Below are 23,160 nucleotides of genomic sequence, written 5' to 3'. Positions count from 1 at the left end.
CGTGGGAATGTGACTGTATTGAGACCGGGCGCCTGCCGCCTCACCCGCCTGCCCCACCAGGCTCACCGCACCCTGCCAACGCCGGCCGTGGCCCCTGCCCCCATCCCGCCCGCCGGGCCCGCCGCAGTCCCACATGCGCATCCGACCCAGCGGGTAGGCTGCGCAGCGTGACTGACACCGATACCTCGACCTCGCCGAGCAGCCGCGCCTTCACCCGGCGCGATGGCCGCGCCACCGATGAGCTGCGCCCCGTGACCATCACCCGCAACTGGCTCGACCACGCCGAGGGCTCGGTCCTCATCAGCTTCGGGCGCACCCGCGTGCTGTGCGCCGCCTCCTTCACCGAGGGCGTGCCGCGCTGGCGCAAGGGCAGCGGCCAGGGGTGGGTGACCGCCGAGTACGCCATGCTGCCGCGGGCCGGCTCGGAGCGCTCGGGCCGCGAGTCCGTGCGCGGCAAGGTCGGCGGGCGCACCCACGAGATCTCCCGCCTCATCGGACGCAGCCTGCGCGGCATCATCGACGTGGCCGCCCTGGGCGAGAACACCATCGCCCTGGACTGCGACGTCCTCCAGGCCGACGGCGGCACCCGCACCGCCGCCATCACCGGCGCCTACGTGGCCCTGGCCGACGCCGTGGCCTGGGGAACCGGCAAGGGCCTGATCAAGCCCCGGGCCGGCAGACCGGTCCTGTCCGACTCCCTGTCGGCCATCTCGGTGGGCATCATCGACTCCGTGCCCTGCCTGGACCTGCCCTATGAGGAGGACGTGCGCGCCCACACCGACATGAACGTGGTCCAAACCGGGCAGGGCCGCTTCATCGAGGTCCAGGGCACCGCCGAGCACGCCCCCTTCGACCGCGACGAGCTCAACGCCCTGCTGGACCTGGCGGCCACGGGCAACGCCCAGCTCGCCGCCCTGCAGCGCCGGGCCCTGGAGGCCACCGGGAGCGGCCCCCTGACCATCTCCTCCGAGACCGCCGTGCCCGCCGAGGGCGCTGAGACCGCCGCCTCCCCCGGCCAGGAGGCCCCCTCCGCCCGGGAGTCCTGAGATGAGCGCCCCGCCAGAGAACCGGCCCCCGGGCACGACTCCCGCCGCCGAGGCGCCCCGGGACGCCCGCCTGGTCCTGGCCACCCGCAATCCCGGCAAACTGGCAGAGCTGCGCGCCATCCTGACGCCCCTCGTCCCGGGCCTGCCCGAGCAGGCCATCATCTCCGCCGCCTGCCTGAACGCGCCGGAGCCCATCGAGGACGGCCTGAGCTTCGCCGCCAACGCCCTCATCAAGGCCAGTGCCCTGGCCCTGGCCACCGGCCTGCCCGCCGTCGCCGACGACTCCGGCCTGTGCGTGGACGTCCTGGGTGGGGCGCCCGGCATCTTCTCGGCCCGCTGGAGCGGGCGCCACGGCGACGACGCCGCCAACCTCCAGCTGCTGCTGGACCAGATCGCCGACGTCGCCGACCCCCACCGCACCGCCCGCTTCACCTGCGCCGCCGTCCTGGTGGTACCCCCGCCCTCAGCCGGGCATGCGGACAGCCGCCGGGAGCCGGAGCGGGTGGTGACCATCGAGCGCTCCATGGAGGGCCGGCTCCTGCACGCGCCCCGCGGCCAGGGCGGCTTCGGCTACGACCCGATCTTCGTGCCCACCAGCGAGGACGCCCCACCGGGACGCGGGCGCACCACGGCGCAGATGGATCCCGCGGAGAAGAACGCCATCTCCCACCGCGGCAAGGCCCTCACCGCCCTGGCCCCTGCCCTGGCCGAGGTCCTGTCCCAGGATCCCTGACCGCCGGAGCGACGGCGCTCAGCCCGCCCCGCCGGCCCGTTCCGCCTCCTCCTGGGCGGCCATGCGGCGCGCCAGTGGGGCGGGCACCAGGCAGTCGTGGGCGCGCACATAGCCGTAGAGCCAGCGCCACCCGCCCAGGAAGGCCAGCAGGAAGGCCCCGGTCATCACCATCCAGGAGCCGGCCCGGCCCGCCCCGCCCACGGCCAGGTGCAGCCCGCTCCAGGCGCACCAGGCAGCAGCGATGACGATGAGCCCGTCGGGCGCCACCGCCTCCAGGTGGTCGGGCCGGCAGCGCCTGAGCAGCCAGGCCACCAGCCAGCCCACCACCACCGCGACCATCGCCTGCCACAGCGGGGTGGCCAGGGCGTCCAGCGTCCTGGTCGCGGCCGCGCCGAAGAGCGCCACCAGGGCGACGGCGACGACGTCGGAGGGCAGGACCAGCCACCAGCGGGTGCGCCGCTCGCGCGTCCAGGGGCAATCGGCGCCGTCGGGCAGGGCGGGGGTGAAGGTGATGCGGCGGGCGGGTGGCCCGCCAGGAGCGCAGGACGGCGCCGCATCCACAACCCGGGCGCCCTCGCCCCCATCCACCGTGCTCACAGCTCCCAGGTGGCCCCGGCGGTGGCCGCCTCGCAGGGCCCGGCATAGACCGAGCGGGCCTCGGCCACCGGCACCGCCGGATCGGTCCAGGGCTGGATGTGGGTGAGCACCAGGCGCCGGACCCGGGCCTGGGAGGCCAGCTGGCCCGCCCGGCGCCCCGTGAGGTGCATGCCGGGGACCGTGTCGCGGCCCTCGACGAAGGCCGCCTCCGCCAGGAGCAGGTCCACGCCCTTGGCCATGGCGCTCATGCCCGGGCACAGGTCGGTGTCCCCGGTGAAGGCCAGGGAGACCCGCCTGCCCGGGCGCCCCTCGCTGGGGCCCTCGATGCGGTAGCCGTAGGCCTCCACCGGGTGCAGGGCGGTGAAGGGCGTGATCGTCATCGGGCCGATGCGCAGCGTCTGGCCCGGAACGGCCGTGATGAAGTCGAACTCGGTGCGGTAGTCCTCCTGCGGGCCCGCCCCGTCCACGCCGCGCAGACGATCGAGCAGCTCGGAGGGCCCCAGGCAGGCCACCGGCCCCAGGGCGCCGGTGGGGCGCCAGCGGCGGTAGACGTGCATCCCCACCAGGTCCACCATGTGGTCGGCGTGGCAGTGGGAGATGGCGATGGCATCCAACTCGGCAGGGTCGAGGCGGCGCAGCAGCTGCCCCATGGAGCCCGGCCCCAGGTCCAGCACGATGGAGTGGATGCGCTGGACGCCGTCGGGCCCGGCGCCCACCGCCTGCACCAGGTAGGAGGAGGCCGAGGACTGCGGGCCCGACATCGAGCCGGTGCAGCCGATGATCGTCAGCCTCATGCCGCACCCCCCGCGCCCGCCGGCCCGGGCACCGCATCGGCCCGGACCACATGGCTGACCTCCGGCCCCAGGAACCTGCGGGCCAGGCCCGCGAAGGCCGCCGGATCACCGGTGGACCGGAACTGGTGGACGGGCTCCCCCGCCTCAGGGCTGCGCAGCAGGTCGCGCTTGGCCAGCGCCCGGTAGACGTCCTTGGCGGTCTCATCGGAGGAGGTCACCAGGGTCACGTCCTGGCCCATGACATAGGAGATGGGCCCCACCAGCAGGGGGTAGTGGGTGCATCCCAGGATGAGGGTGTCGACCTCGGCAGCCTGGATGGGCTCCAGGTACTCCCGGGCCACGTCGAGGACCTCGGGCCCGGTGGTGATCCCCTTCTCGGCCAGCTCCACGAAGCGCGGGCAGGCCTGGCTGGTCAGGCTGATCCCCGGCACCACGCCCAGCGCGTCCTCGTAGACGCCCGAGTCCACGGTCCCCTGGGTGGCGATGAGCCCGACCCGGCCGTTGTGGGTGACATGGGCGGCCGCCCGCGCGGCCGGGTGGATGACCTCGATGACGGGCACGCCCTTGCCCTTGGTGTAGCGGTTGCGCGCCGTGTGCAGCACCGCCGCCGAGGCCGTGTTGCAGGCGATGACCAGGAGCTTGACCCCGGAGTCGACCAGTTCGTCCATGACGCGCAGGGCCAGTGTCCGCACCTCGTCGATGTCCCGCGGGCCGTAGGGGCCGTGGGCGGTGTCCCCGATGTAGAGCACCTGCTCCCCGGGCAGCTGATCCAGCACTGCGCGGGCGACCGTCAGGCCGCCGACACCGGAGTCGAACATCCCGATCGGAGCGTCATTCACGTGGCGAGACTATGCGGGCCCCCAGTCCCCGAGCACCGCGGCCACCAGTGATTCCTGCCACCAGGTCACCAGGTCGTAGATGAGGGCGGTGGCTCTGAGCCACTGGGCGTGAGCAGGATCATCCATGCCGCCCGGCCCCGCGCCCCCACCCGCCTCGCTCGCAGGACCGCCGGCCTCCTCCAGTGCCACCCGGTGCACCCGCTCGGCGTCCTGGGCGGTCTCGATGCTCAGCCGCTGGGCCAGGACGAGGCGGATGTCATTGATGGCCCCCAGCCACGCGCCCTCCTGGCCCCGGCGCACCAGCACCGCCCCCGCGGGGCCGGAGGGCCGGGCCAGCTCGGCGGCCATCGCCTCCAGGCGCCCGTGCTTGTCCTGGCGCAGGGGCTCACGGGTCAGGGAGCCCACCTCCCGGGCGGTGGCCGGATCCTGCGAGGCCTCGGGCAGCAGGACCCGTAGGAGGGGTCTGAGCTCCTCGGGCGCCTGCTCCAGGGGATCGCTGGCCGTCATCGCGTCCGCGGTCCCATCCACCCCGTCCACCGCCCCGCCCATGGGCGAGCGCCCGACGGCGTCCCCGGCCCCGGGCCAGGCGGGGGCCGGGAAGTCCAGGGCCTCCAGGATCTCCCGATCCCGGCCCGACTCCCCCGGGCGCCCCGGGCCCGCATGCCCCTGCCCGCCTCCCAGCGGGGCACCGGCCTCGAGCACCGCGGCGACCTGCATCGCCAGGCCGGCCAGCAGCTCGCGCTCCCAGTCCTCCATGGCACAGGCCGGCCCCTGGGGCGTGGGGGTGAAGGCGCGCATCACAGGCCGCCGTCGTCCTGGCCCGGGCCGGAGTCCTCGCCGCCGGCCAGAGGCTCGATGGTGGCGCGCAGGCCGTAGCCGTGCATGGCGGTGACATCGACCTCCATGCGCTCGCGGGCCCCGCGGGAGACCACGGCGCGCCCCGCGGTGTGGACCTCCATCATGCGGGCCCGCGCCGTGGGCAGGGGGAAGCGGAAGTAGGAGTGGAACACCCAGGTCACATAACTCATCGTGTTGACCGGATCGTCGTGGACCACGGTGGACCACAGGGGCCGGCGGCGGGCGCGGGCATCCTCGAGGGCCTCCGGTTCGACGACGGGCAGCGCGGCGCTCATGGATCCAGCCTATCGCCTGGCCCGCACCGAGTCGCCGGGATCGGGGCCGGCTGCGCCCACGGGGCTCCAGCGGCAGGGATGTAGTTTGGGCCTCGTGAACACCTTGCGCCCTTCACCGAGCACCTCGCTGCTGACGGACATGTACGAGCTGACCATGCTGCAAAGCGCCCTGCGCTCGGGGGCCGCGCATCGCGACAGCGTCTTCGAGCTCTTCGGCCGGCGCCTACCGGCCTCACGGCGCTTCGGCGTGGTCGCCGGCACCGGGCGGCTGCTGGAGGCCATCGAGGCCTTCACCTTCACCCCCGAGCAGATCGACTTCCTGCACCGCACCGGGGTGGTGGACGATGAGACCCTGGACTACCTTCGCGACTACCGCTTCTCGGGCACGGTGCGGGGCTACGGCGAGGGCGAGTGCTATTTCGCGGGCTCCCCGCTGCTCAGCGTGGAGGGCACCTTCGCCGAGGCCTGCATCATCGAGACCCTGGCCCTGTCGATCTACAACTACGACTGCGCCGTGGCCTCGGCGGCCTCACGGATGACCATTGCCGCGCACGGGCGCCCCTGCATCGACTTCGGCGCGCGGCGCACCCACGAGCAGGCGGCGGTGGCCGCGGCCCGGGCCGCCGTCGTCGGCGGGTTCATCGGGACCTCCAACCTGGAGGCGGGGCTGGCCTACGGCATCCCCACCTTCGGCACCTCCGCGCACTCCTTCACGCTGGTGCACGACTCGGAGGAGGATGCCTTCGCCGCGCAGATCGCCTCCCAGGGCCCCGGCACGACCATCCTGGTGGACACCTATGACGTGGCCACGGGTGTGGAGCGGGCCGTGACCGCGGCCCGGGCCGCGGGGGGCGAGCTGGGCGCGGTGCGCCTGGACTCCGGCGACCTGGTGGCGGGGGCCTTCAAGGTGCGCGCCCAGCTCGACGCCCTGGGGGCCACCAGCACGAGGATCACGGTGACCAGCGACCTGGACGAGTACGCCATCGCGGGCCTGGGCGCCGCCCCCGTGGACTCCTACGGCGTGGGCACCCGGCTGGTAACCGGCTCGGGGCGCCCCACCGCCGCCCTGGTCTACAAGCTCGTGGAGCGCCGGGGGGCCGATGGCACGATGGAGGAGGTCGCCAAGTTCTCCTCGGGCGGGAAGTCCACGGTGGGCGGGCGCAAGTGGGCCGGGCGGGTCCTGGACTCCTCGGGCACCGCCGTCGAGGAGCTCGTGGTCTCCTCCACCACCGAGGACCAGGGGATGGAGGCCCTGGCCGCCGCCCAGGCCCGTCCCCTGCAGCTCACCCTCATCGACCAGGGCCGGGTTGTCGAGGAGCACCGCGGGCCCGGGGCCCTGGAGGCGGCCGCCGAGCGCCACCGGGTCTCGCGCGCCGAGCTGCCCTACGACGCCTGGCGCCTGAGCGAGGGCGATCCCGCCCTGCCCACGCGCCACCTGGACCTCAACGGCATGCAGGCCTCGCGGCGCTGAGCCGCCCGGCACCGGCCCCGGCCGCGGTAGCCCGGCCGGCGGCCCGCTTTCGCACGTCTCCCCTCCACGACGCGGATTGCCCCCTCCACCCCGGTCAATCCGCGTCTTGGAGAGCGCATCTGCGCAGGGCCCGGGCTCAGCGCTTGCCCACGAACCAGCGGCGCAGGGTCTGGATGCGCTTCTCGATCTCCTCGGTGGAGGCCGCGGCCACCTCCGGCCCGCCGCACACCCGTCGCAGCTCGGTGTGGACCACGCCGTGGGGCTGGCCCGAGCGCCGGGCCCAGGCCGAGACCAGCTGGGAGAGCTCCTTGCGGGCCGCGGCCCTGCGTCGGGCGTCGTCGATCCCCGCGTTGGCGCGCCGGCGCTGGGCGGCCGCGGCCTCCTTCTTCTGGGCCCGGATCTGGTTGTCCTGGCGCTGGCGCAGCAGGGCCGTGACCTGCTCGGGCTCCAGCAGGCCGGGAAGCCCCAGGTACTCCTGCTCCTCCACCGAGCCCACCATGGCCCCGGTGCCGAACTCCCCGCCGTCGAAGAGCACGCGGTCGAACTCGGCCTGGCTGCCCATGGCCTCGAAGCCGGGCAGGAGCTCGGCCGAGGCCGCCTCCTCCTTATTGGCCTGGGCCAGGAGCCGGTCCTCGGGGCTGAACAGGGCGTCCTCATCGGCCCCCGCCCCGGGCTTGGCCAGCACGTGGTCGCGGGCCACCTCCATCTCCCCGGCCAGCCCCAGCAGCGGGGTGACCGAGGGCAGGAACACCGAGGCGGTCTCGCCGCGGGCCCGCGAGCGCACGAAGCGCCCCACCGCCTGGGCGAAGAACAGGGGGGTGGAGGTGGAGGTGGCGTAGACCCCCACGGCCAGTCGGGGGACGTCCACACCCTCGGAGACCATTCGCACCGCCACCATCCAGCGCTCGGTGGAGGCCGAGAAGGCCTCGATGCGGCTGGAGGCGCCATTGTCATCGGAGAGCACCACGGTGGGGCTGGTCCCGGTGATGGCGCGCAGCTGCTTGGCGTAGGCGCGGGCGGTGGCCTGGTTGGAGGCGATGACCAGGGCGCCGGCGTCGGGGACCTGGCGGCGCACCTCGCTCAGGCGCTGGTCGGCGGCGGCCAGGACGGCGGGGATCCACTCCCCGGCCGGGTCCAGGGCGGTGCGCCAGGCCTGGGACTCCATGTCCTTGGTCAGGGGCTCTCCCAGGCGGGCGGCGACCTCGTCGCCGGCCTTGGTGCGCCAGCGCATCTGGCCCGAGTAGGACATGAACATCACCGGGCGCACGACGCCGTCGCGCAGGGCATCGGCGTAGCCGTAGGAGTAGTCGGGCTCGGAGCGCGGCACGCCCGCGGCGTCGGGCCGGTAGCGCACGAAGGGGATGGGGGCCACGTCGGAGCGGAAGGGGGTGCCGGTCAGGGCCAGCCGGCGCCGCGCCGGGGTGAAGGCCTCCCGGATGGCGTCGCCCCAGCTCAGGGCGTCGCCGGCGTGGTGGATCTCATCGAGGATCACCAGGGTGCGGGAGCGGTCGGTGCGGGCCCGGTGCAGGTTGGGGTTGGCGGCGACCTGCGCGTAGGTCAGGGCCACCCCGTCGAAGCGCGATCCCAGTGCGCCCTGGGAGTTGGCATAGGAGGGGTCGATGTGGATGCCCACGCGCGCGGCGGCCTCGGCCCACTGGTACTTCAGGTGCTCGGTGGGGCACACGACGGTGACCTTGTGCACCTCCCCGGCGCTGAGCAGCTCGGTGGCCACGCGCAGGGCGAAGGTGGTCTTGCCGGCCCCGGGGGTGGCCACGGCCAGGAAGTCCTGGGGCATGGCCTCCAGGTACTGGCGCAGTGCGGCGGCCTGCCAGGCGCGCAGTGAGCCGGCCGTCCCCCAGGCGGCACGGCGGGGGTAGGCAGGGGGGAGGGACTCAGCGGCCGACGTCGAGGCGCGCGTCGGGTGGTGGAGGGACTGGCCGCCGACGGCCGGGCTCACTGACCGCCTCGTCCGAAGGGCAGGCGCGGGAAGCGCGGGCCCCTGCCGCCCTGGCCGCCGTCGTTCATCTGCTCGTAGATGGACTTGCAGGTGGGGCACACCGGGTAGTTCGACGGGTCGCGCCCCGGGGTCCACACCTTGCCGCACAGGGCGACGACGGGCCGGCCGGTGGCGGCGGCCGCGGCGATCTTGTCCTTGCGCACGTAGTGGGCGAAGCGGTCGGCGTCGCCGTCGTCGGTGGACTGGAGCTCCTCGCGCTCCAGGACCGCGGTGCCCACGCTCTGAGAGGGCTCGGCAGCGGGGTCGGACGGGAAGCCGGGGCTCCCGGGGTCGGTGCTGGCACGGGTCTCACTCATGGGCCCAGTGTAGGCCGCCGGGCCGGCGCGCAGGGGCCCGGCCCCGCCCCGGGCCCCTGTGGGGAGCCTCTCCCCCGGCCCGGCGGCGGGCCCGGCCGGGATCGCCGGCCTCACTGCGCGGTCAGCAGGCTGGCGGCCTCGGGGTCGATGAGGACCAGGGCGTCGTCGTGGTTCTGCATGACGGTGGCGGGCCACTGGGCGCTGACCGGCCCCTCGACGAGTTGGGCGATGGCGGGGGCCTTGCCCTGGCCGGTGGCGATGAGCACGAGCTTGCGGGCCTCCATGATGGTGGCCAGCCCCTGGGTGATGCAGTGGGTGGGGACGGCCTCGATGTCGCCGCCGAAGAAGCGGGCGTTGTCGCGGCGGGTCTGCTCGGTCAGGACGTCGATGTGGGTGCGCGAGTCCAGGGGGCCGCCGGGCTCGTTGAAGCCGATGTGCCCGTCGGAGCCGATGCCCAGGATCTGCAGGTCGCAGTAGCCGGCGGCCGCCATCTGCTCCTCGTAGTCGCGGCAGGCGGCCTCCAGGTCCTGGGCCAGGGCGTCGGGGCCGTGGAGGGAGCCGGGGCGCATATCCACGCGTGAGCGCAGGTGGGTCTCCATGAAGGTGGCGTAGCGCTCGGGGTGGCCGGCGGGCAGCCCCACGTACTCATCGAGCATGAAGCCCTCGACCCGGGCCAGGGAGATCCGCCCGGCCTGGCAGCGGCGGGCGAGCTCGTCGTAGAGGGGCAGGGGGCTGGAGCCGGTGGCGGTCCCCAGGACGGCATCGGGCTTGGAGTCCAGCAGCGCCTCGATCTCGTCGGCGGCGCGCTGGGCGATGTCCTCGGCGGTCTCCAGGATGACGACCTTCATTGCTGCGTCCTCTCTGACACGTGGGGATGACCTGGGCCTACCCGCTCGGGCGGCGGCACAACTCTACTCCCCAGGGCCCCGGCCCGATGGCTTTCGCCCTCGTGGGGTGGCGCGCGGAGCCGGCGGGCCGACGACGGCGGGGCCGTGGGCGCGGGTCAGGCGGCCTGGCTGTGGCCGGGCCAGGACTGGATGGCGGCCAGGAGCTCGGGGCCGCGACGATCGAGCAGGCGCCCCGCCCGGGCGATGGCCAGGGCCAGGGCCCCCGCGCCCCAGGCGGCGCCGACGGGAAGGAGCAGCCAGCCCCAGGAGACGTGGCCGGTGACCACGGCCGCGACGGCCGGCGCGCCCACGGGCGCTGCGGCCAGGAGGATGGCCAGGAGCCCGAGCATCTGCACCAGGGCGGCCACCAGGGCCATGCCCGAGGTGCGCGAGCTCAGCGGGGAGGCCCCCGGAGGCACGACCTCGTAGGGCAGGAGCACACTGGTCAGCAGCGACCAGGCCAGGGCGCAGCCGTGCAGCGCCGCGCTGCCCCCGATGAGGGCCGGGGCGGCGTCCCAGCGCCCCGCCCACAGGCACACCCCCACCACGCCGATGGCGGCCACGGGCACCTGCCAGACCAGGGCGGCCACCGCCCTGCCCGCCAGGTCCTGGCGGCCGGGCACGCCTGCGCTCATATGGCTCCACACCGCGGTGGAGTCATAGCCGATGTCGTTGTGGATGGACCACCCCATCATGAGCACCAGGACGGGGACGATCAGCAGCACGGCGATGGGGGCCTGGCCCAGCGCAGCACTGGTGTGCACCTCCTGGCCGTTGACGGAGACCCGGACGGCCCGAAAGGCGGGCATGGCCACCAGGAGGATGGGAACCATGATCACCGAGATCAGCTGCAGCAGGTAGCGCGGATCGGAGCGCCAGTAGCGCAGGCCCCGGGCGGCGATGGCCGCACTGGCGGCGGGCAGGAGGCGGGAGAGCCTGCCGGCCCAGGGCAGCGCCTCGGGGATCGCGGCCCTATGGGCGCCCTCGCCCGCCCCTGGGGCCGTCCCCTCAGCCGCTGGAACATGGGCTGGGGCACGGGAGCCGTAGGACTGCGAGGCGCCGGCTGTGGAACCGGTGGTCGTCATCACCCGGGCCACGAGGCGATACCAGGGCCGCAGGAGCGCCAGCGGGAGAAGCCAGGCTCCCAGGGCCACGGCGATCGCCGCCCAGGCCGGCCCGGTGGCCAGGAGCCCCGGCGCGGCGAAGGACCACCCCAGGGGGCTCAGACCCAGGGCGGTGGCGGCCGTGCGCAGCCCCGCCAGGTCCTGGAGGCTGCGCGCCTCCAGGACCTCAGTGGCCAGGGAGGGCAGGAGGGCGGCGATCATGACCAGGAGCGAGGCGATGACGGCGGTGGTCTCGCGCCCGCGCCGCGAGGCCCAGGTTCCCGCGCGGACCACGACCAGGCGCGAGAGCAGCACGCAGGTGGTCAGCCCGGCGGGCGCGCACAGTGCCGCCAGGCCGGCGGCTGCCGGCTCACCGGCCGCCAGCCAGGCGATCGTGGGAAGCAGGAGCACCACCGCGGTGAGGACTCCGGGGATGCCGCAGGCGGCTGCGGCCAGCAGTCCCCGGGCCAGGGCGGGTGAGGGCGCGGTCCAGGCGGCGATGGCGCGCGGGTCGAGGGTGGAGTCCACGCCGGTCAGGAGCAGGGGCACCATTGTCCAGCCCGCCACGATGAGTGCGCCCAGGCCGCCCAGGACCGCTGCGGTCTGCGCCGGGGAGGCCAGGCCCCCCAGCGCGACGACCCCGATCGCGGCCCCGCACAGGAGCCCCACGCCGTGGAGCAGGCCGATGACGGTGCCCACGATCGCCCAGGGGTTCGTGCGCAGGGCGTTCAGGGTCAGGCGCCATCTCAGTGCGATGAGGGCCGCAGCCATGCCAGTCCCTCCGTGCGCACCGGTGCGCCCACGATCTGGGCGAAGCGGTCCTCCAGGCCCTGGGAGCCGGCCACCTCATCGGTGGTGCCGGCGGCCACGACGCCTCCCTGGTGGATGATGGCCACGTGGTCGCACAGCCGCTCGACGGTGGCCATGACGTGGCTGGACATGACCACGGTGCCGCCCGCGGCGGCGAAGTCCTTCAAGATGGCCTGGATGGTCCTGGCCGAGATGGGGTCCACGGCCTCGAAGGGCTCGTCCAGGACGAGGATCGAGGGCGAGTGGACCATGGCGCAGGCCAGGTGCACCTTCTTGCGCATGCCCGCGGAGTAGTCGGCCACGAGGGTGGTCCCGGCCTCCCACAGCCCCAGGACCCTGATGAGCTCGGTGGCCCGCTGTAGGACGATCTCGCGCTCCATGCCCCGCAGCAGTCCCGAGTAGGTGACCAGCTCCAGGCCGTTGAGGCGGTCGAAGGTGCGCAGGCCGTCGGGCAGCACACCGAGGTGGGCCTTGGCCCTCATGGGCTCGGCCCAGATATCGATGCCGTGGACCAGGGCGCTGCCGGCGTCGGGGCGCAGCAGCCCGGTGGCCATGGACAGGGCCGTGGTCTTGCCCGCACCGTTGGGGCCCACGATGCCGTAGAAGCTGGAGGCCGGGACGCTCAGGCTCATGCGGTTGACCGCCACCTTGCGGTCGAAGGCCTTGACCAGGGACTCCAGGCGCAGGGCGGGGACCGGCGGCGCCGGGCTCGCGGTACTCGCCGAGGTCGTGTCGCTCATGCCCCGAGCCTAGGCTCACCGGATGATGCCCCGGCTCCTCCCTGAGAAGGGGTCGCCCTCCTCCCCGGGAAGGGCCTTCACGCGCCCGGAGGGCGCCGGGCCTCATGGCCTGGCGCCCTCCGGGCAGGTCTTCAACGGGTGCGTGCGCCCCGCAATCAGCCGGCGACGGCCTTCTTCAGGGAGGAGCCGACGGTGACCTTGACGCCGTAGCCGGCGGGAATCTGGATCTCCTCACCAGTGCGGGGGTTGCGGCCGGTGCGCGCGGCTCGCTCAACGCGCTCAATGCCCATCAGGCCGGTGATCTTGACGGCCTCGCCCTTGGAGACGTTCTCGACCAGGACGTCCTGGAAGGCGCCCAGGAAGGCGTCGGCGTCGGTCTTGGTCAGGCCGGCCTTCTCGGCGATTGCGGCAATGAGCTCGGTGCGGTTGACAGACATGTCTTCCCTCTCGATCGCGGTTGGGCACCCATTTGTGGTGCCACTTCCTGCAACGCTACGCATAGAACCTGGGATTTGTCAGGTACGAAGCCGGTGTTGCGCCGCATGATGCGTAACAATTGACACATCCGGGCAACTCCCGTCACACCTGTCACATGCGACGCGAACCGCGGAACGACGGCGATTGCCGGCCTGCCCCACCCGGTCGGGCTCCCGGCCCGCGCGGCAGCGCCCTCGATGGCGTGTCAGCCGTCGTGTCAGCCGCCGACGGCGCTGCGGTGCGCCGACTGGGCCCCGCTCACCGCCTCGACGAACCAGGAGGTGATAGTGGTGGGATGGGTGATCGCCGTGCCCACGACGACGGCCCAGGCCCCGCGCTCCATGGCCGCGGCCGCCTGATCCGGGGTGTGGACGCGGCCCTCGACGATGAGCGGGCGCTGGCAGGCCGCGGCGATCTGGTCGACGAGCTCCAGGTCGGGGCCCTGGGTGGCCGGGCGCTGCCCGGTGTACCCGGCCAGGGTGGTGCCCAGCAGGTCGGCCCCGGCGTCCTGGGCGCACCTGGCGTCCTCCAGGCAGCCGCAGTCGGCCATGACGAGGATCTGCGGGAAGGCCTCGCGCAGGCCCTCGATGGTGCGGGCCAGGCTCAGGCCGTCGGGGCGCTCGCGGCGCGTGCCGTCCAGCGCCACGATCTGGCAGCCGGTGGCGGCCACGGCCACGGCGTGCTTGAGGGTGGGGGTGATGAAGACGCCCTCGTGCCCGTCCTTCCACAGGCCGATGACCGGGACCTCCACATGCTGGTTGATGAGTTCGAGGTCGGCCAGGCCCTGGGCGCGGATGGCCACCGCTCCCCCGCGCACGCAGGCCTGGGCCACCTGGTCCATGGTGCGCGGGTCGCGCATCGGCTCGCCCGGGTAGGCCTGGGCCGAGGCGATGAGCCCCCCGCGGATGGCCTCCAGGACCGGGTGGCCGGAGCCGGCGCCCCGGTCCTGCCGGGGCCGTGAGTCCGGTGGCGCTGAGGCCGTGGCCTGCGCGCCTGGCTGGGGGGATGCGGGGCTGGTCGTCTCGGGTGTCGTCTCGGGGGTGATCTGGGAGCTCACGGTCTCTCCTTGCAGTTCCTTCGTGCTGTGCGCAGTGCTGTGCTCGGCTGTAGTGGGCTGGGCGGGACCGGCGGGGACTCGGGACCGCGCCCCTGCCGCGCTGGGAGGCGCGCCTAGGGCCGCATGTCCTCGGGCCCCGCCGTGCGGACGGGGCCCGGTGCGGCCCCCGTCCCGTCCTCCGCGATGCCGGCGAGCCTGAGGGCCCCGCGGGCGGCGCCGATGATGGGGGCACTGGCGCCCAGGACGGCGGGCACGATCCGCAGGTCGGCCAGGGGATCGATGATCTCGCCGGCGAAGGCCTGGCGCAGGGGCCCCCACCACAGCTCCCCGGAGCGGGCCAGGCCCCCCGAGATGATGATGAGATCGGGGTCCATGAGGGTGGCCGCCCCCGCCAGCGCCCGGCCCAGGGCGGTGGCCGAGTCCCGGTAGACGCGCCGGGCCAGGGCGTCCCCGGCGCCGGCGCGCTCCTCCACCTCCCGGGCGTCCCGGGCCTGGCGATCGCCCCCCAGCGCCAGGTAGCGGCGGTGGATCTGGGGGCCGGCGGCCACGGCCTCCAGGTGTCCGGGCCGCCCGCAGGTGCAGCGCTCGCCCGCCGCCTCGGCCACCGGGATGTGCCCGATCTCGCCGGCCACGTGGTGGGCGCCGCGGCGGGCGCCGCCGTTGAGGACCAGGGCCCCGCCCACCCCGGTGCCCACGGCGGCCACCAGGACGCAGGGCAGGCCCTGGCCGGCGCCCAGCCAGGCCTCCCCGGCGGCGTAGGCGTCGACGTCGTTCTCCACGTGGATGGGCAGGGCACCGAGCTCGGGCTCCACCAGGGCGGCCACCCCGGCGGCGACCTCGGTCCCGGCCCAGTCGGTGATCGCGTCGGTGGAGGACACGATCCGGCCCGCCTCGACGTCGACCACGCCGGCGGTGCCGATGCCCACGCCCGCCACTACCGCGCCCGGGCTGCTAAGGGCGCCGCGGGCGGTGTCGCGCACCAGGGAGGCGATGGCCTCCAGCATGGCCCGGGGGCCCTCATGGGCGGGGGTGGGGCGGGTCTGAGTCCGGCCCACCGGCTCCCCCGCCGCGCTGACCAGGCTGGCGGCCATCTTCGTCCCGCCCAGGTCCAGGCCCACGACGAGGCGGCGCTCCTGCCTGCTGGGCGGCTTGGGGACCGGGGCGTCGGCGTTCATGGCATGTCCTCGCATTCGGCGGTCGGGGGCGGGGCTGCGGCGGGAGCCCGGCAGCCCTCAGATGAGTCCCTGAGCGGTGGCGATGGCCAGGATCTCGTCCTTGACCCGCCCCTCCAGGGCGCGCACGGGGAAGGCCATCTGGTTGGTGGCGATCGTTCCCTGGGCCTCCATGACGGTCTTGAAGGCGCCGATGCCCGTGGCGTCGGCCGAGCGGCCCCGGGGTACGAAGACGATCTCGAAGCCGGCGCAGATCTCGTCCTGGATCTGGCGCGCCCGGGCCCAGTCGCCCTCCTGGGAGGCCTGCCACAGGAGGGCATAGCGGTGGGGGTCGACATTGCCGTAGCCGGGCACGACACCGTCTGCGCCCAGCAGGAGCATCCCGTCGACGACGCACTCGTGGCCGGTGAGCAGGGCCAGGGGGTGCCCGGCGGCCTCGTTGGCGGCCACCAGGCGGCGGAAGCCGACGTCGTCGCCCGAGGAGTCCTTGACCCCGGCCAGGACGCCCTGGCCTCCCAGCTCGACCAGCATGTCGCGCTCCAGCTTGACCCCGCCCAGGCGCACCGGGACGTCGTAGGCGAACAGGGGGGCGTCAACCGCCCCGGCGACGGCCCGGAAGTGCTCGGCGATCTCCTGGGTGTCGTTCTTGGCGTAGAAGGGGCAGGTGGCCACGACGGCCTGGGCGCCCAGGTCGACGGCGCGGCGGGCCTGGGCGATGACGCGCTGGGAGGTGGTGTCGATGGCCCCGGCCAGGACCGGCACGCGCCCGGCCGCCGCGCTCACGGTGCGCTCGATGACGGCGTCGCGCTGGGCGTCGGTGAGGTAGGCGACCTCGCCGGAGGAGCCCAGGGCGAACAGGGCGTGGACGCCTCCGGTGATGAGGTGCTCGACCACTGCCTCCAGGCTGTCCAGGTCGAGGTCGCCCTCGGCGGTGAAGGGGGTGATGACCGGCGGGATGACGCCGGTGAATCGGGTGTCCATGTGTCGTGCTGTCTTTCGATGAGAGAGGTGAGAGGGGGTGGTAGAGGCGGTATGCCCTCGGGCCGGAGCGCCGCAGGAGGCAGGCGGCGGCCCGAGGGCTCCGGCCTCAGGCGTCCAGGAGCGAGGGGACCGCTGCCAGCAGGGTCCGGGTGTACTCCTGACGGGGGTGGGTGAAGATCTCCTCGGTGCTGGCCGTCTCCAGGATCCGCCCGAGGTACATCACGGCGATCCGGTCCGAGACGTAGCGCACCGTGTTGATGTCGTGGCTGATGAAGACCAGTCCCAGCCCCAGGGTGGCCTTGAGGTCCTGCAGGAGGTTGAGGACCTGGGCGCGCACCGAGACGTCCAGGGCGCTGGTGGGCTCGTCGGCCACGATGATGTCGGGGTCCAGGGCCAGGGCCCGGGCGATGGCCACGCGCTGGCGCTGCCCCCCGGAGATCTGGCGCGGCAGCACGTTGAGGGCGGAGTCGGGCAGGCCCACCAGGTGGAGCAGGTCGCGCACCCGGGCCTCCCGCTCCCGGGGGGAGCCGATGCCGTGGACGTTGAGCGGGTCGATGAGCGTGTCGTGCACCACCATCCGCGGGTTGAGGGCGGTGGCGGGGTCCTGGAAGACCACCGAGATGCTGCGCCCCAGCTCGCGGCGGGCGGCCGCTGAGCGGCCCAGCGGCCTGCCCTTGAAGATGATCTCCCCGCTGGTGGCCTCCTGCAGGCCCACCATGACGCGGGCGGTGGTGGACTTCCCGCAGCCGGACTCGCCGACCAGGCCCAGGGTCTCACCGCGCCGCACCGAGAGGCTGACGTCATTGACGGCGTGGACGGTGTCGGGCTTGAAGAGCTTCCCGGTGCGCGACTTGTGGATGACGTGGACTCCGCGCAGCTCGACGACGGGGTCCTGGGGGCTCCAGGTGGAGGTGGTCGAGGGCATCAGTGACTCTCCTTCGCAAGCAGGGCCTCGAGCTCGGGGGTGATGGCGTAGCGGTGCTCGGGGGCACCGGCCACCTCCTTGAGCACCGGGCGGGTCTCCAGGCCGACCTCGGGGTAGGAGGAGCGCGGGGCGAAGCGGTCGCCCTTGACGAACTCACTGGGCGAGGGCACCACGCCGCGCACCTGGTGGAGGCGCTGGGAGCCGGACTCGATGGACAGCACGGCGCCCAGCAGGCCCCGGGTGTACTCGTGGACGGGGTTGGACAGCAGCTCGCCGGTGGGGGCCTGCTCGACCACCTGGCCGGCGTACATGACGGTGATGCGGTGGGCGAGCTTGGCCACCAGGGCCAGGTCGTGGGAGACGAAGACCATGGCGAAGCCCAGCTTCTCGCGCAGGTCGTTGAGCAGATCGACCACCTGCTTCTGGACGGTGACATCCAGGGCCGTGGTGGGCTCATCGGCCAGCACCAGGGCGGGGTCGCGGGTCAGGGCCATGGCGATGAGGACGCGCTGGCGCTGGCCCCCGGACAGCTCGTGAGGGTAGCTGCGCAGGGTGCGCGCGGGATCCAGGCCCACAAGCTCCAGGAGCTCCTCGGCGCTGCGGGTGCCGCCGCGCCTGGTCAGCTGCTTCATCTGGGAGTGGATGAGCATGGAGGGGTTGAGGGAGGACAGGGCGTCCTGGTAGATCATGCTCATCTCGTGGCCGCGCAGGGCGTTGTGCTCGGCGGGGGTCATCTCCAGCAGGTTCCTGCCCTGGAAGAGGATCTCCCCGCTCAGGCGCGCGCTGGGAGGCAGCAGGCCCATGACGGCCATGGAGGTGATGGACTTGCCGCACCCCGACTCACCCACCAGGCCCATGGTCTCGCCGGGGCGCACGGAGAAGGACACCGAGTCGACGATGTCGACCTCGCCGTGCTGCTGGGGGAAGGCGATGGACAGGTTCTTGACCTCCAGGACGGGCTCGGCCCCGGTGTCGTGGTAGACCAGGCGGTCGGTGCGCCTGCGCTCGGCCACGCGCAGGGCGGCCAGGCGCTCGGACAGGGGCACCTCCTCGGCGGCGGGGGCCACCAGCCCGGTCAGGGAGCTGAGCTGGTCCGGCGTCGTTGTGCTCGACGACGCCGTGGCGTTGTCCCGCACGGCCTGGGCGGCCTCATCCCAGGCCTGCTGGACCTCGCGCAGGCCCTCGCCGGACTGGCCCATGGCCTCCTCGTCGGCCTGCACGTCGGCCTTGACCCTGATGCGGGGAGAGGCCATGGCGTCGGTCAGGCCCTCAGCCAGGATGTTGAGGCACAGGGTGGTCACCAGGATCATCAGGCCGGGGAAGAAGGTGGGCCACCAGTGCCCGGACAGGAGCAGGAGCTTGCCCTCGGAGAGCATGTTGCCCCAGGTGGCCGTGGTCACCGAGGTGATGCCTGCACCGATGAAGGACAGGGAGGCCTCGAAGACGATGGCGTCGGCCACCAGCACCGTGGCGTAGACCATGATCGGGGCGATGCAGTTGCGCATCACGTGCCTGATGAGGATCCACGGGACCCGCGCCCCCATGACCTTGGAGGCCGCCACATAGTCCTCACCGAACTGGGCCAGGATGTTGGCCCGCACCACGCGGGTGAGCTGGGGGGTGTAGACGACGGAGGTGGCCAGGATGATGACCAGGACCAGGGGCAGGCGCCCTGACATCGCCAGGACCAGCACGGCGGCCAGAGCGATGCCCGGGAAGGACATGACGACGTCGAGCAGGCGCATGAGCGCCTCGCCGATCCACTTGCGACTGGTGGCGGCCACTGCTCCCAGGACGAAGGCCAGGAGCAGGGCGATGCCGGTGGCGCTGAGTCCCACCACCAGCGAGACCCGTGCCCCGTAGACGGCGCGGGAGAAGATATCGCGGCCCGAATCGTCGGTGCCGAACAGGTGGGAGCCCGAGGGCGGGACGGCGGAGTCGACAATGGACAGCTCCACGCCGTTCTTCTCCACCACCCGGGTCTCGGAGGCCAGGCCCGTGGCGCTGGGGCTGTAAGGCGCGATGAGGGGCGCCAGGACTGCCATGAGCGCCAGCAGGGCCAGCGCGGCCACGGCGATGCGCGCTCCGATCGGGAGGGCCTTCCAGCCCTGGAAGCGCAGGCCGGGGGCGGAGGCCCTGTCGAGGGTGCGTCGGTGCAGCATCAGATGCTCCTGATCCTCGGGTTGACCAGCACGTAGAGCAGGTCGACGACGATATTGATGATGATGAAGGCCAGGGCCACGGTGATGGACACGCCCTGGACGATGTTGACATCGGCGTTGCGCACGCCCTGGAAGATGAGCTTGCCCATGCCCTGGATGTCGAAGATCATCTCGATGACCACCGCGCCGCCCATGGAGTAGCCCAGTCGCAGGCCAAGGACGGTCAGCGGCGTGATGAGGGCATTGCGCAGCACGTTGCGCCCCACGACGACGTGCTTGGGGATGCCACCGCCGATGGCGGTGCGCACGTAGTCCCGGTCGAGCTCCTCGACCATGGCGGTGCGCACGACGCGGGTCAGGGAGCCGGTGTTGGGCACCGCGATGGCGATGACCGGCAGGAAGATCTGGTGGATGTAGGCGGAGGGATCCTCGCTGAAGGGGACCCAGCCGGAGACCACGGCGGGGAAGATGCCCGAGCCCCCGGGGATGTCACCGAGCCACTGGATGAGCAGGAGGGCGAGCCAGAAGGAGGGAGTGGCCAGGCAGATGATGGAGATGACGCGGATGACCTGGTCGGGCCAGCGGTCCCGGTAGAGGGCAGCCAGGACGCCCATGATCGTGGCCATGATGACGGCCAGGAGGACGCCGATGAAGGTCAGCTGCAGGGTGATCGGGAAGGCGGCGGAGACCATGGTGACGATGGGGTCTCCGCTGAGGCTGGTGCCCAGGTCCCCGTGCGCCAATCCCACGAGGTAGGTCCAGTATCGCTGCAGGAGCGGGTCGTTGAGGTGGTGCATCTCGCGGTACTGCTCGAGGGCGTCTGCCGTGGCCGCCTCCCCGAGCGCCACGCGCGCGGGGTCGATGGAGGACAGGGACATGACGACGAATACGAGCAGCGTCACGCCTAGCACCATGAGGGGCAGCGCGAGCAGGCGCCGGCCGATCAGGCGGAGGAGGTTGGACACTGGGATGCTCCTTTGCTTCGGTGCCCACTGCCCGGCGCTCCTGCGGCAGGCCGGGCGGTGCATCTTGTCGGTCGGCTGCAGTGCCGAGCCGCAGTTCTATTATCAGACATCTGATGTCAGACAGCAAATCGATTCCACTCGTGCCGTCGCGCCCTCCAGACAGCCCGTGGCGCCGGGGCGGTGGTGCACCGCCCCGGCGCCACGGGCCACCCGTAGGCCGGCTCCCGGGGCCGAGCTGGTCAGTGCGGCTCCATGCGGAGCCGACAGCGGTCAGGACACGGTGGTCCCGACGTCGATGAATGCCACGCCCGGGAAGTTGACGGGCTGATAGCCCGAGAGCGTCTCGGAGTTCCAGGCCATGGGGTTCTTGCGATGGAAGAGCGGGTAGAGCGGGATCTCCTTGGCGATGGCCTCGAAGGCCTCCTGCCACTTGGCCACCTGCTCCTCACCCTCCAGCGGCGAGCCCGCGTCGAGCAGCTCCTGGAAGGCGGTGTACCCCTCAGTGCCCTTCCAGTGCATGCGGGTGTCGGTCCACAGGTCGGCGGAGTACCACCAGCGCATGAGCAGGTCGGCGTCATTGCCGAAGACCGAGGGGTCTCCGGGTGCGACCAGCACATCCCAGGCCGAGCCGTCCATGTCATTATCGACGATCTCATAGACCTTCTTGGACGGCTGCTCGTCGTACGCGACATCGATGCCGATCTCCTTGAGGTTCTCCTTGATGATCGGCCGCGCCGCTGCGAAGAAGCCGTGGTCGGAGACCAGGAGCTTCAGGGAGGTCAGACCCGCCTCCGAGGCCAGCTTCTTGGCCTTCTCCAGGTCGCGCTTGTAGACCGTGGAGACCTCCTTGTAGGCCGGGTGCTCCTTCTGGACGAAGCAGGTGGCGGGAATGGCCAGGCCGGACATTCCGGTCTCGCAGATCTTGTCGTAGTCCAGCGCGTACATGACCGCCTGGCGCGCCTTGACGTCCGCCATCGTCTTGCTCTTGAAGTTGAACATCGAGAACACCAGGGCAAAACCCGGATCGGCGGAGACCTGGATGGGGGACTCGTAGACGGCCAGATCCGCAGCGGCCACCGAGTCGATGGCCTGGACCACGCCGGAGGTCAGGGCGTTGGAGCGGGCAGTGCCGTCAGGCATGATCTGCCAGGTCATCTTCTTGGCCAGGGCGGGGCGGGGCCCGTTGTAGTGATCATTGCGCTCGAAGACGACTGTCTGCGTGGAGGTCCCGTTGTCCGTCAGCAGGTAGGGACCGGTGCCCACCGGGGCATTGGTGAAGCCCTCGGCGTCGGCCTCGACGACCGCCTTGGGAACGATCTTGACCACGGAGACTCGCTCGGGAACCAGGGAGAAGGCGTACTTGAGCTTGAGGGTGACGGTCTTGTCATCCTTAGCCTCGACCTTGTCCAGGAAGGGCAGGAAGGAGGCGTAGGTCGAGGAGTTGGCCGGGTCCAGGACGCGCTCGAAGGAGAAGACGACGTCGTCGGTGGTCACCGCGGTGCCATCGGAGAACTTGGCATCCTCGCGCAGGGTGACCTCGTAGGTGGTGTCATCGACCATCGTGGGAAGGTCGGAGCCAAGGGCCGCGTAGGGCTCGCGGGTGATGAGGTCGAGCTCGGTGAGCCCCTCGAAGATGTGCCAGTCGGCCGACAGGTTCAGTGCTGCGGTGGCCTTCATCGGGTCGTAGCCCGCGTTGTTGGGCTCATAGGAGATGCCGGCCTTGATCTCACCGTCCTTGTTGATCCTGGCCAGGTCCGGAGTCACCTGCGCCGTGGCGCTGGCAGTGCCGGTCGAGGAGGAGGACGAGCCCCCACCACAGGCGGCGAGCGCAGCGGCCAGCCCTGCTGCCAGGCCCATCGTGGAGCTGAGCCGGATGAAGTCGCGCCGGGTGGCGCGGGGGGATGAGATCGCCATTGAGTTCTCCTAAAGTCGGACGTCTGTTGTCTGACGTTGGTAGGATGACTGTAGCAGACGCCGGACCGTCCGACCAAAGCGACCACCAACCGTTACCAAGCGCTGACCCATACGCAGCGCTTCGGGCGCGGATCAGCGACAATGATCGCGGCGGTCCCACCGGTCCCGGCGACACCAGCCCGGCACCCCGGGCAGCAGGCAGACGATCAGGCAGAGCGATGGAGCAGTGAAGGTGGACAAGGCAGCACGCACCACGACTGGTAGGAAGACCGGCAGGAAGGCGCCCCGGGGCGCCTACGCCTCCCTGACCCGCAGGCCGCGGACCCAGGCCGCCACGGCCATCAGTGCGATCAAGGAGTACATCCTCACTGAGGGCCTCAGACCCGGTGACCCCCTGCCCACCGAGTCCCAGCTGTGCACGGACCTGGAGGTCTCCCGCTCCTCGGTGCGCGAGGCGGTGCGGACCCTGGTGGCCCTGGACATCGTCGAGGTGCGCCACGGCCATGGGACCTTCGTCTCCGACGCCTCGATGCGCCCGATGGTCGAGTCCCTGGTCTTCCGGGGCCTGCTGCACTCCGGGGAGGGCTACCGCGGCCTGCGCGACGTCGTTGAGGTGCGCGCCACCCTGGACCGGGCCCTGGCCCCCCGGGTGGTGGAGGCCTGGACCGACCGCGAGGACCCCGAGCTGGACGCGATCGTCGACGAGATGGAGGCCCTGGCGCTCAAGGGCAGCCTGTTCACCGAGCCCGATCAGGCCTTCCACACCCGGCTGCTCGATGCGCTGCCCAACCACCTCTTCCAGTACCTGACCGAGGCCTTCTGGACGGTGCACGCGCTGACGGTGCCACTGCTGGGCGCCCCGACCCCCGATGACATCATCACCACCGCCCGCGCCCACCGCACCATGCTCGCCGCCGCGCGCGCCGGGGACATCGAGGCCTACCAGCAGGCCACGACCGAGCACTACGCCCCGCTGCTGGCCGCCCTGTCCTGAGCCGGCGGCCCCGCGCGCCGGGGCCCATCGCGCACGGCTGCGGGCAC

The 23,160-nt window shown here is 72.6% G+C and carries 22 protein-coding genes; 4 read left to right on the top strand and 18 right to left on the bottom strand.

What is annotated here, in order from left to right; all coding sequences use genetic code 11:
- Positions 1–167 precede the first annotated feature (167 nt).
- Together rph and MANAM107_RS09855 are read left to right on the top strand one after the other, a co-directional pair.
- A complete protein-coding gene (gene rph, locus MANAM107_RS09860; RefSeq protein ID WP_223907905.1) occupies positions 168–1,046 on the top strand; it encodes a ribonuclease PH in 879 nt (292 codons plus the stop codon).
- A 1-nt stretch (position 1,047) separates the two neighbouring features.
- Positions 1,048–1,779 (top strand): non-canonical purine NTP pyrophosphatase, encoded by a 732-nt coding sequence (locus tag MANAM107_RS09855; protein ID WP_223907902.1) that lies wholly within the window; start codon positions 1,048–1,050, stop codon positions 1,777–1,779.
- An 18-nt stretch (positions 1,780–1,797) separates the two neighbouring features.
- Here MANAM107_RS09855 and MANAM107_RS09850 read toward each other — a convergent pair whose 3' ends face one another.
- The 5 genes from MANAM107_RS09850 to clpS are packed head-to-tail and all read right to left on the bottom strand — an operon-like array spanning position 1,798 to position 5,142.
- On the bottom strand, positions 1,798–2,376 hold the full coding sequence (locus MANAM107_RS09850; protein ID WP_223907899.1) for a DUF3054 family protein: 579 nt from the start codon (positions 2,374–2,376) through the stop codon (positions 1,798–1,800).
- Positions 2,373–3,170 carry an MBL fold metallo-hydrolase gene (locus tag MANAM107_RS09845; RefSeq protein ID WP_223907896.1) on the bottom strand — a complete coding sequence of 266 codons (798 nt, stop codon included), beginning with the start codon at positions 3,168–3,170 and terminating at the stop codon, positions 2,373–2,375. Before MANAM107_RS09845 ends, MANAM107_RS09850 begins: the two co-directional genes overlap by 4 nt.
- A complete protein-coding gene (gene murI, locus MANAM107_RS09840; RefSeq protein ID WP_223913052.1) occupies positions 3,167–3,988 on the bottom strand; it encodes a glutamate racemase in 822 nt (273 codons plus the stop codon). The genes MANAM107_RS09845 and murI overlap by 4 nt, the downstream gene beginning before the upstream one ends.
- Positions 3,989–4,018: 30 nt before the next feature.
- Positions 4,019–4,807, bottom strand: coding sequence for a DUF2017 family protein (locus MANAM107_RS09835; RefSeq protein WP_223907893.1), 789 nt, complete (start codon positions 4,805–4,807; stop codon positions 4,019–4,021).
- The gene (gene clpS / locus MANAM107_RS09830; protein ID WP_223907890.1) at positions 4,807–5,142 is read right to left on the bottom strand and encodes an ATP-dependent Clp protease adapter ClpS; all 336 of its coding nucleotides are present in this window, start codon (positions 5,140–5,142) and stop codon (positions 4,807–4,809) included. Before clpS ends, MANAM107_RS09835 begins: the two co-directional genes overlap by 1 nt.
- 139 nt (positions 5,143–5,281) lie before the next feature.
- Here clpS and MANAM107_RS09825 point away from each other — a divergent pair, with 139 nt between their 5' ends.
- Positions 5,282–6,613 carry a nicotinate phosphoribosyltransferase gene (locus MANAM107_RS09825; protein ID WP_263421960.1) on the top strand — a complete coding sequence of 444 codons (1,332 nt, stop codon included), beginning with the start codon at positions 5,282–5,284 and terminating at the stop codon, positions 6,611–6,613.
- Between the two features lie 136 nt (positions 6,614–6,749).
- On the opposite strand, the gene MANAM107_RS09820 is transcribed toward MANAM107_RS09825, so the two are convergent.
- The 13 genes from MANAM107_RS09820 to MANAM107_RS09760 all read right to left on the bottom strand — a co-directional run bounded on the left by MANAM107_RS09820 (position 6,750) and on the right by MANAM107_RS09760 (position 22,119).
- Entirely contained in the window at positions 6,750–8,570 is a 1,821-nt protein-coding gene (locus tag MANAM107_RS09820) for a DEAD/DEAH box helicase (RefSeq protein WP_223907884.1), read from the bottom strand.
- Positions 8,567–8,926: a DUF3039 domain-containing protein gene (locus MANAM107_RS09815; protein WP_223907880.1), complete on the bottom strand. Its 360-nt coding sequence runs from the start codon at positions 8,924–8,926 to the stop codon at positions 8,567–8,569. Before MANAM107_RS09815 ends, MANAM107_RS09820 begins: the two co-directional genes overlap by 4 nt.
- 110 nt (positions 8,927–9,036) lie before the next feature.
- Positions 9,037–9,774, bottom strand: a complete 738-nt coding sequence (gene nagB, locus MANAM107_RS09810; RefSeq protein WP_223907877.1) for a glucosamine-6-phosphate deaminase — start codon at positions 9,772–9,774, stop codon at positions 9,037–9,039.
- Positions 9,775–9,929: 155 nt separating this feature from the next.
- Positions 9,930–11,687 (bottom strand): transporter, encoded by a 1,758-nt coding sequence (locus MANAM107_RS09805; protein WP_223907875.1) that lies wholly within the window; start codon positions 11,685–11,687, stop codon positions 9,930–9,932.
- Positions 11,663–12,466 carry an ABC transporter ATP-binding protein gene (locus tag MANAM107_RS09800; protein ID WP_179900265.1) on the bottom strand — a complete coding sequence of 268 codons (804 nt, stop codon included), beginning with the start codon at positions 12,464–12,466 and terminating at the stop codon, positions 11,663–11,665. The genes MANAM107_RS09805 and MANAM107_RS09800 overlap by 25 nt, the downstream gene beginning before the upstream one ends.
- Before the next feature lie 155 nt (positions 12,467–12,621).
- Entirely contained in the window at positions 12,622–12,903 is a 282-nt protein-coding gene (locus tag MANAM107_RS09795) for an HU family DNA-binding protein (RefSeq protein ID WP_179900264.1), read from the bottom strand.
- 257 nt (positions 12,904–13,160) lie between these two features.
- The gene (locus MANAM107_RS09790) at positions 13,161–13,859 is read right to left on the bottom strand and encodes an N-acetylmannosamine-6-phosphate 2-epimerase (RefSeq protein WP_223913049.1); all 699 of its coding nucleotides are present in this window, start codon (positions 13,857–13,859) and stop codon (positions 13,161–13,163) included.
- A gap of 254 nt (positions 13,860–14,113) precedes the next feature.
- The gene (locus MANAM107_RS09785) at positions 14,114–15,175 is read right to left on the bottom strand and encodes an ROK family protein (RefSeq protein ID WP_223907873.1); all 1,062 of its coding nucleotides are present in this window, start codon (positions 15,173–15,175) and stop codon (positions 14,114–14,116) included.
- A 57-nt stretch (positions 15,176–15,232) separates the two neighbouring features.
- Positions 15,233–16,153, bottom strand: coding sequence for a dihydrodipicolinate synthase family protein (locus MANAM107_RS09780; protein WP_223907871.1), 921 nt, complete (start codon positions 16,151–16,153; stop codon positions 15,233–15,235).
- A gap of 106 nt (positions 16,154–16,259) precedes the next feature.
- On the bottom strand, positions 16,260–17,078 hold the full coding sequence (locus MANAM107_RS09775; RefSeq protein WP_179899760.1) for an ATP-binding cassette domain-containing protein: 819 nt from the start codon (positions 17,076–17,078) through the stop codon (positions 16,260–16,262).
- Positions 17,078–19,240 carry a dipeptide/oligopeptide/nickel ABC transporter permease/ATP-binding protein gene (locus tag MANAM107_RS09770; protein WP_223907869.1) on the bottom strand — a complete coding sequence of 721 codons (2,163 nt, stop codon included), beginning with the start codon at positions 19,238–19,240 and terminating at the stop codon, positions 17,078–17,080. The genes MANAM107_RS09775 and MANAM107_RS09770 overlap by 1 nt, the downstream gene beginning before the upstream one ends.
- Positions 19,240–20,205: an ABC transporter permease gene (locus MANAM107_RS09765; RefSeq protein WP_223907866.1), complete on the bottom strand. Its 966-nt coding sequence runs from the start codon at positions 20,203–20,205 to the stop codon at positions 19,240–19,242. Before MANAM107_RS09765 ends, MANAM107_RS09770 begins: the two co-directional genes overlap by 1 nt.
- 270 nt (positions 20,206–20,475) lie before the next feature.
- Positions 20,476–22,119 carry an ABC transporter substrate-binding protein gene (locus MANAM107_RS09760; protein ID WP_223907863.1) on the bottom strand — a complete coding sequence of 548 codons (1,644 nt, stop codon included), beginning with the start codon at positions 22,117–22,119 and terminating at the stop codon, positions 20,476–20,478.
- A gap of 232 nt (positions 22,120–22,351) precedes the next feature.
- Here MANAM107_RS09760 and MANAM107_RS09755 point away from each other — a divergent pair, with 232 nt between their 5' ends.
- Positions 22,352–23,113: a FadR/GntR family transcriptional regulator gene (locus tag MANAM107_RS09755; protein ID WP_223907860.1), complete on the top strand. Its 762-nt coding sequence runs from the start codon at positions 22,352–22,354 to the stop codon at positions 23,111–23,113.
- Positions 23,114–23,160 lie beyond the last annotated feature (47 nt).

This window comes from Actinomyces capricornis (genome assembly GCF_019974135.1).
Lineage (GTDB): Bacteria > Actinomycetota > Actinomycetes > Actinomycetales > Actinomycetaceae > Actinomyces > Actinomyces capricornis.
The sequence above is the reverse complement of the archived record's forward strand: the minus strand, read 5'-3'. Positions and strand labels throughout refer to the sequence as shown.

Coding starts and splice junctions, on each gene's coding strand:
- nagB (WP_223907877.1), bottom strand. CDS start 9,774: ATGAAGGTCGTCATCCTGGAGACCGCCGAGGACATCGCCCAGCGCGCC.
- MANAM107_RS09780 (WP_223907871.1), bottom strand. CDS start 16,153: ATGGACACCCGATTCACCGGCGTCATCCCGCCGGTCATCACCCCCTTC.
- MANAM107_RS09855 (WP_223907902.1), top strand. CDS start 1,048: ATGAGCGCCCCGCCAGAGAACCGGCCCCCGGGCACGACTCCCGCCGCC.
- MANAM107_RS09805 (WP_223907875.1), bottom strand. CDS start 11,687: ATGGCTGCGGCCCTCATCGCACTGAGATGGCGCCTGACCCTGAACGCC.
- MANAM107_RS09835 (WP_223907893.1), bottom strand. CDS start 4,807: ATGCGCGCCTTCACCCCCACGCCCCAGGGGCCGGCCTGTGCCATGGAG.
- MANAM107_RS09815 (WP_223907880.1), bottom strand. CDS start 8,926: ATGAGTGAGACCCGTGCCAGCACCGACCCCGGGAGCCCCGGCTTCCCG.
- MANAM107_RS09760 (WP_223907863.1), bottom strand. CDS start 22,119: ATGGCGATCTCATCCCCCCGCGCCACCCGGCGCGACTTCATCCGGCTC.
- MANAM107_RS09775 (WP_179899760.1), bottom strand. CDS start 17,078: ATGCCCTCGACCACCTCCACCTGGAGCCCCCAGGACCCCGTCGTCGAG.
- MANAM107_RS09770 (WP_223907869.1), bottom strand. CDS start 19,240: ATGCTGCACCGACGCACCCTCGACAGGGCCTCCGCCCCCGGCCTGCGC.
- MANAM107_RS09785 (WP_223907873.1), bottom strand. CDS start 15,175: ATGAACGCCGACGCCCCGGTCCCCAAGCCGCCCAGCAGGCAGGAGCGC.
- MANAM107_RS09800 (WP_179900265.1), bottom strand. CDS start 12,466: ATGAGCGACACGACCTCGGCGAGTACCGCGAGCCCGGCGCCGCCGGTC.
- MANAM107_RS09845 (WP_223907896.1), bottom strand. CDS start 3,170: ATGAGGCTGACGATCATCGGCTGCACCGGCTCGATGTCGGGCCCGCAG.
- MANAM107_RS09795 (WP_179900264.1), bottom strand. CDS start 12,903: ATGTCTGTCAACCGCACCGAGCTCATTGCCGCAATCGCCGAGAAGGCC.
- clpS (WP_223907890.1), bottom strand. CDS start 5,142: ATGAGCGCCGCGCTGCCCGTCGTCGAACCGGAGGCCCTCGAGGATGCC.
- MANAM107_RS09825 (WP_263421960.1), top strand. CDS start 5,282: ATGTACGAGCTGACCATGCTGCAAAGCGCCCTGCGCTCGGGGGCCGCG.
- murI (WP_223913052.1), bottom strand. CDS start 3,988: ATGTTCGACTCCGGTGTCGGCGGCCTGACGGTCGCCCGCGCAGTGCTG.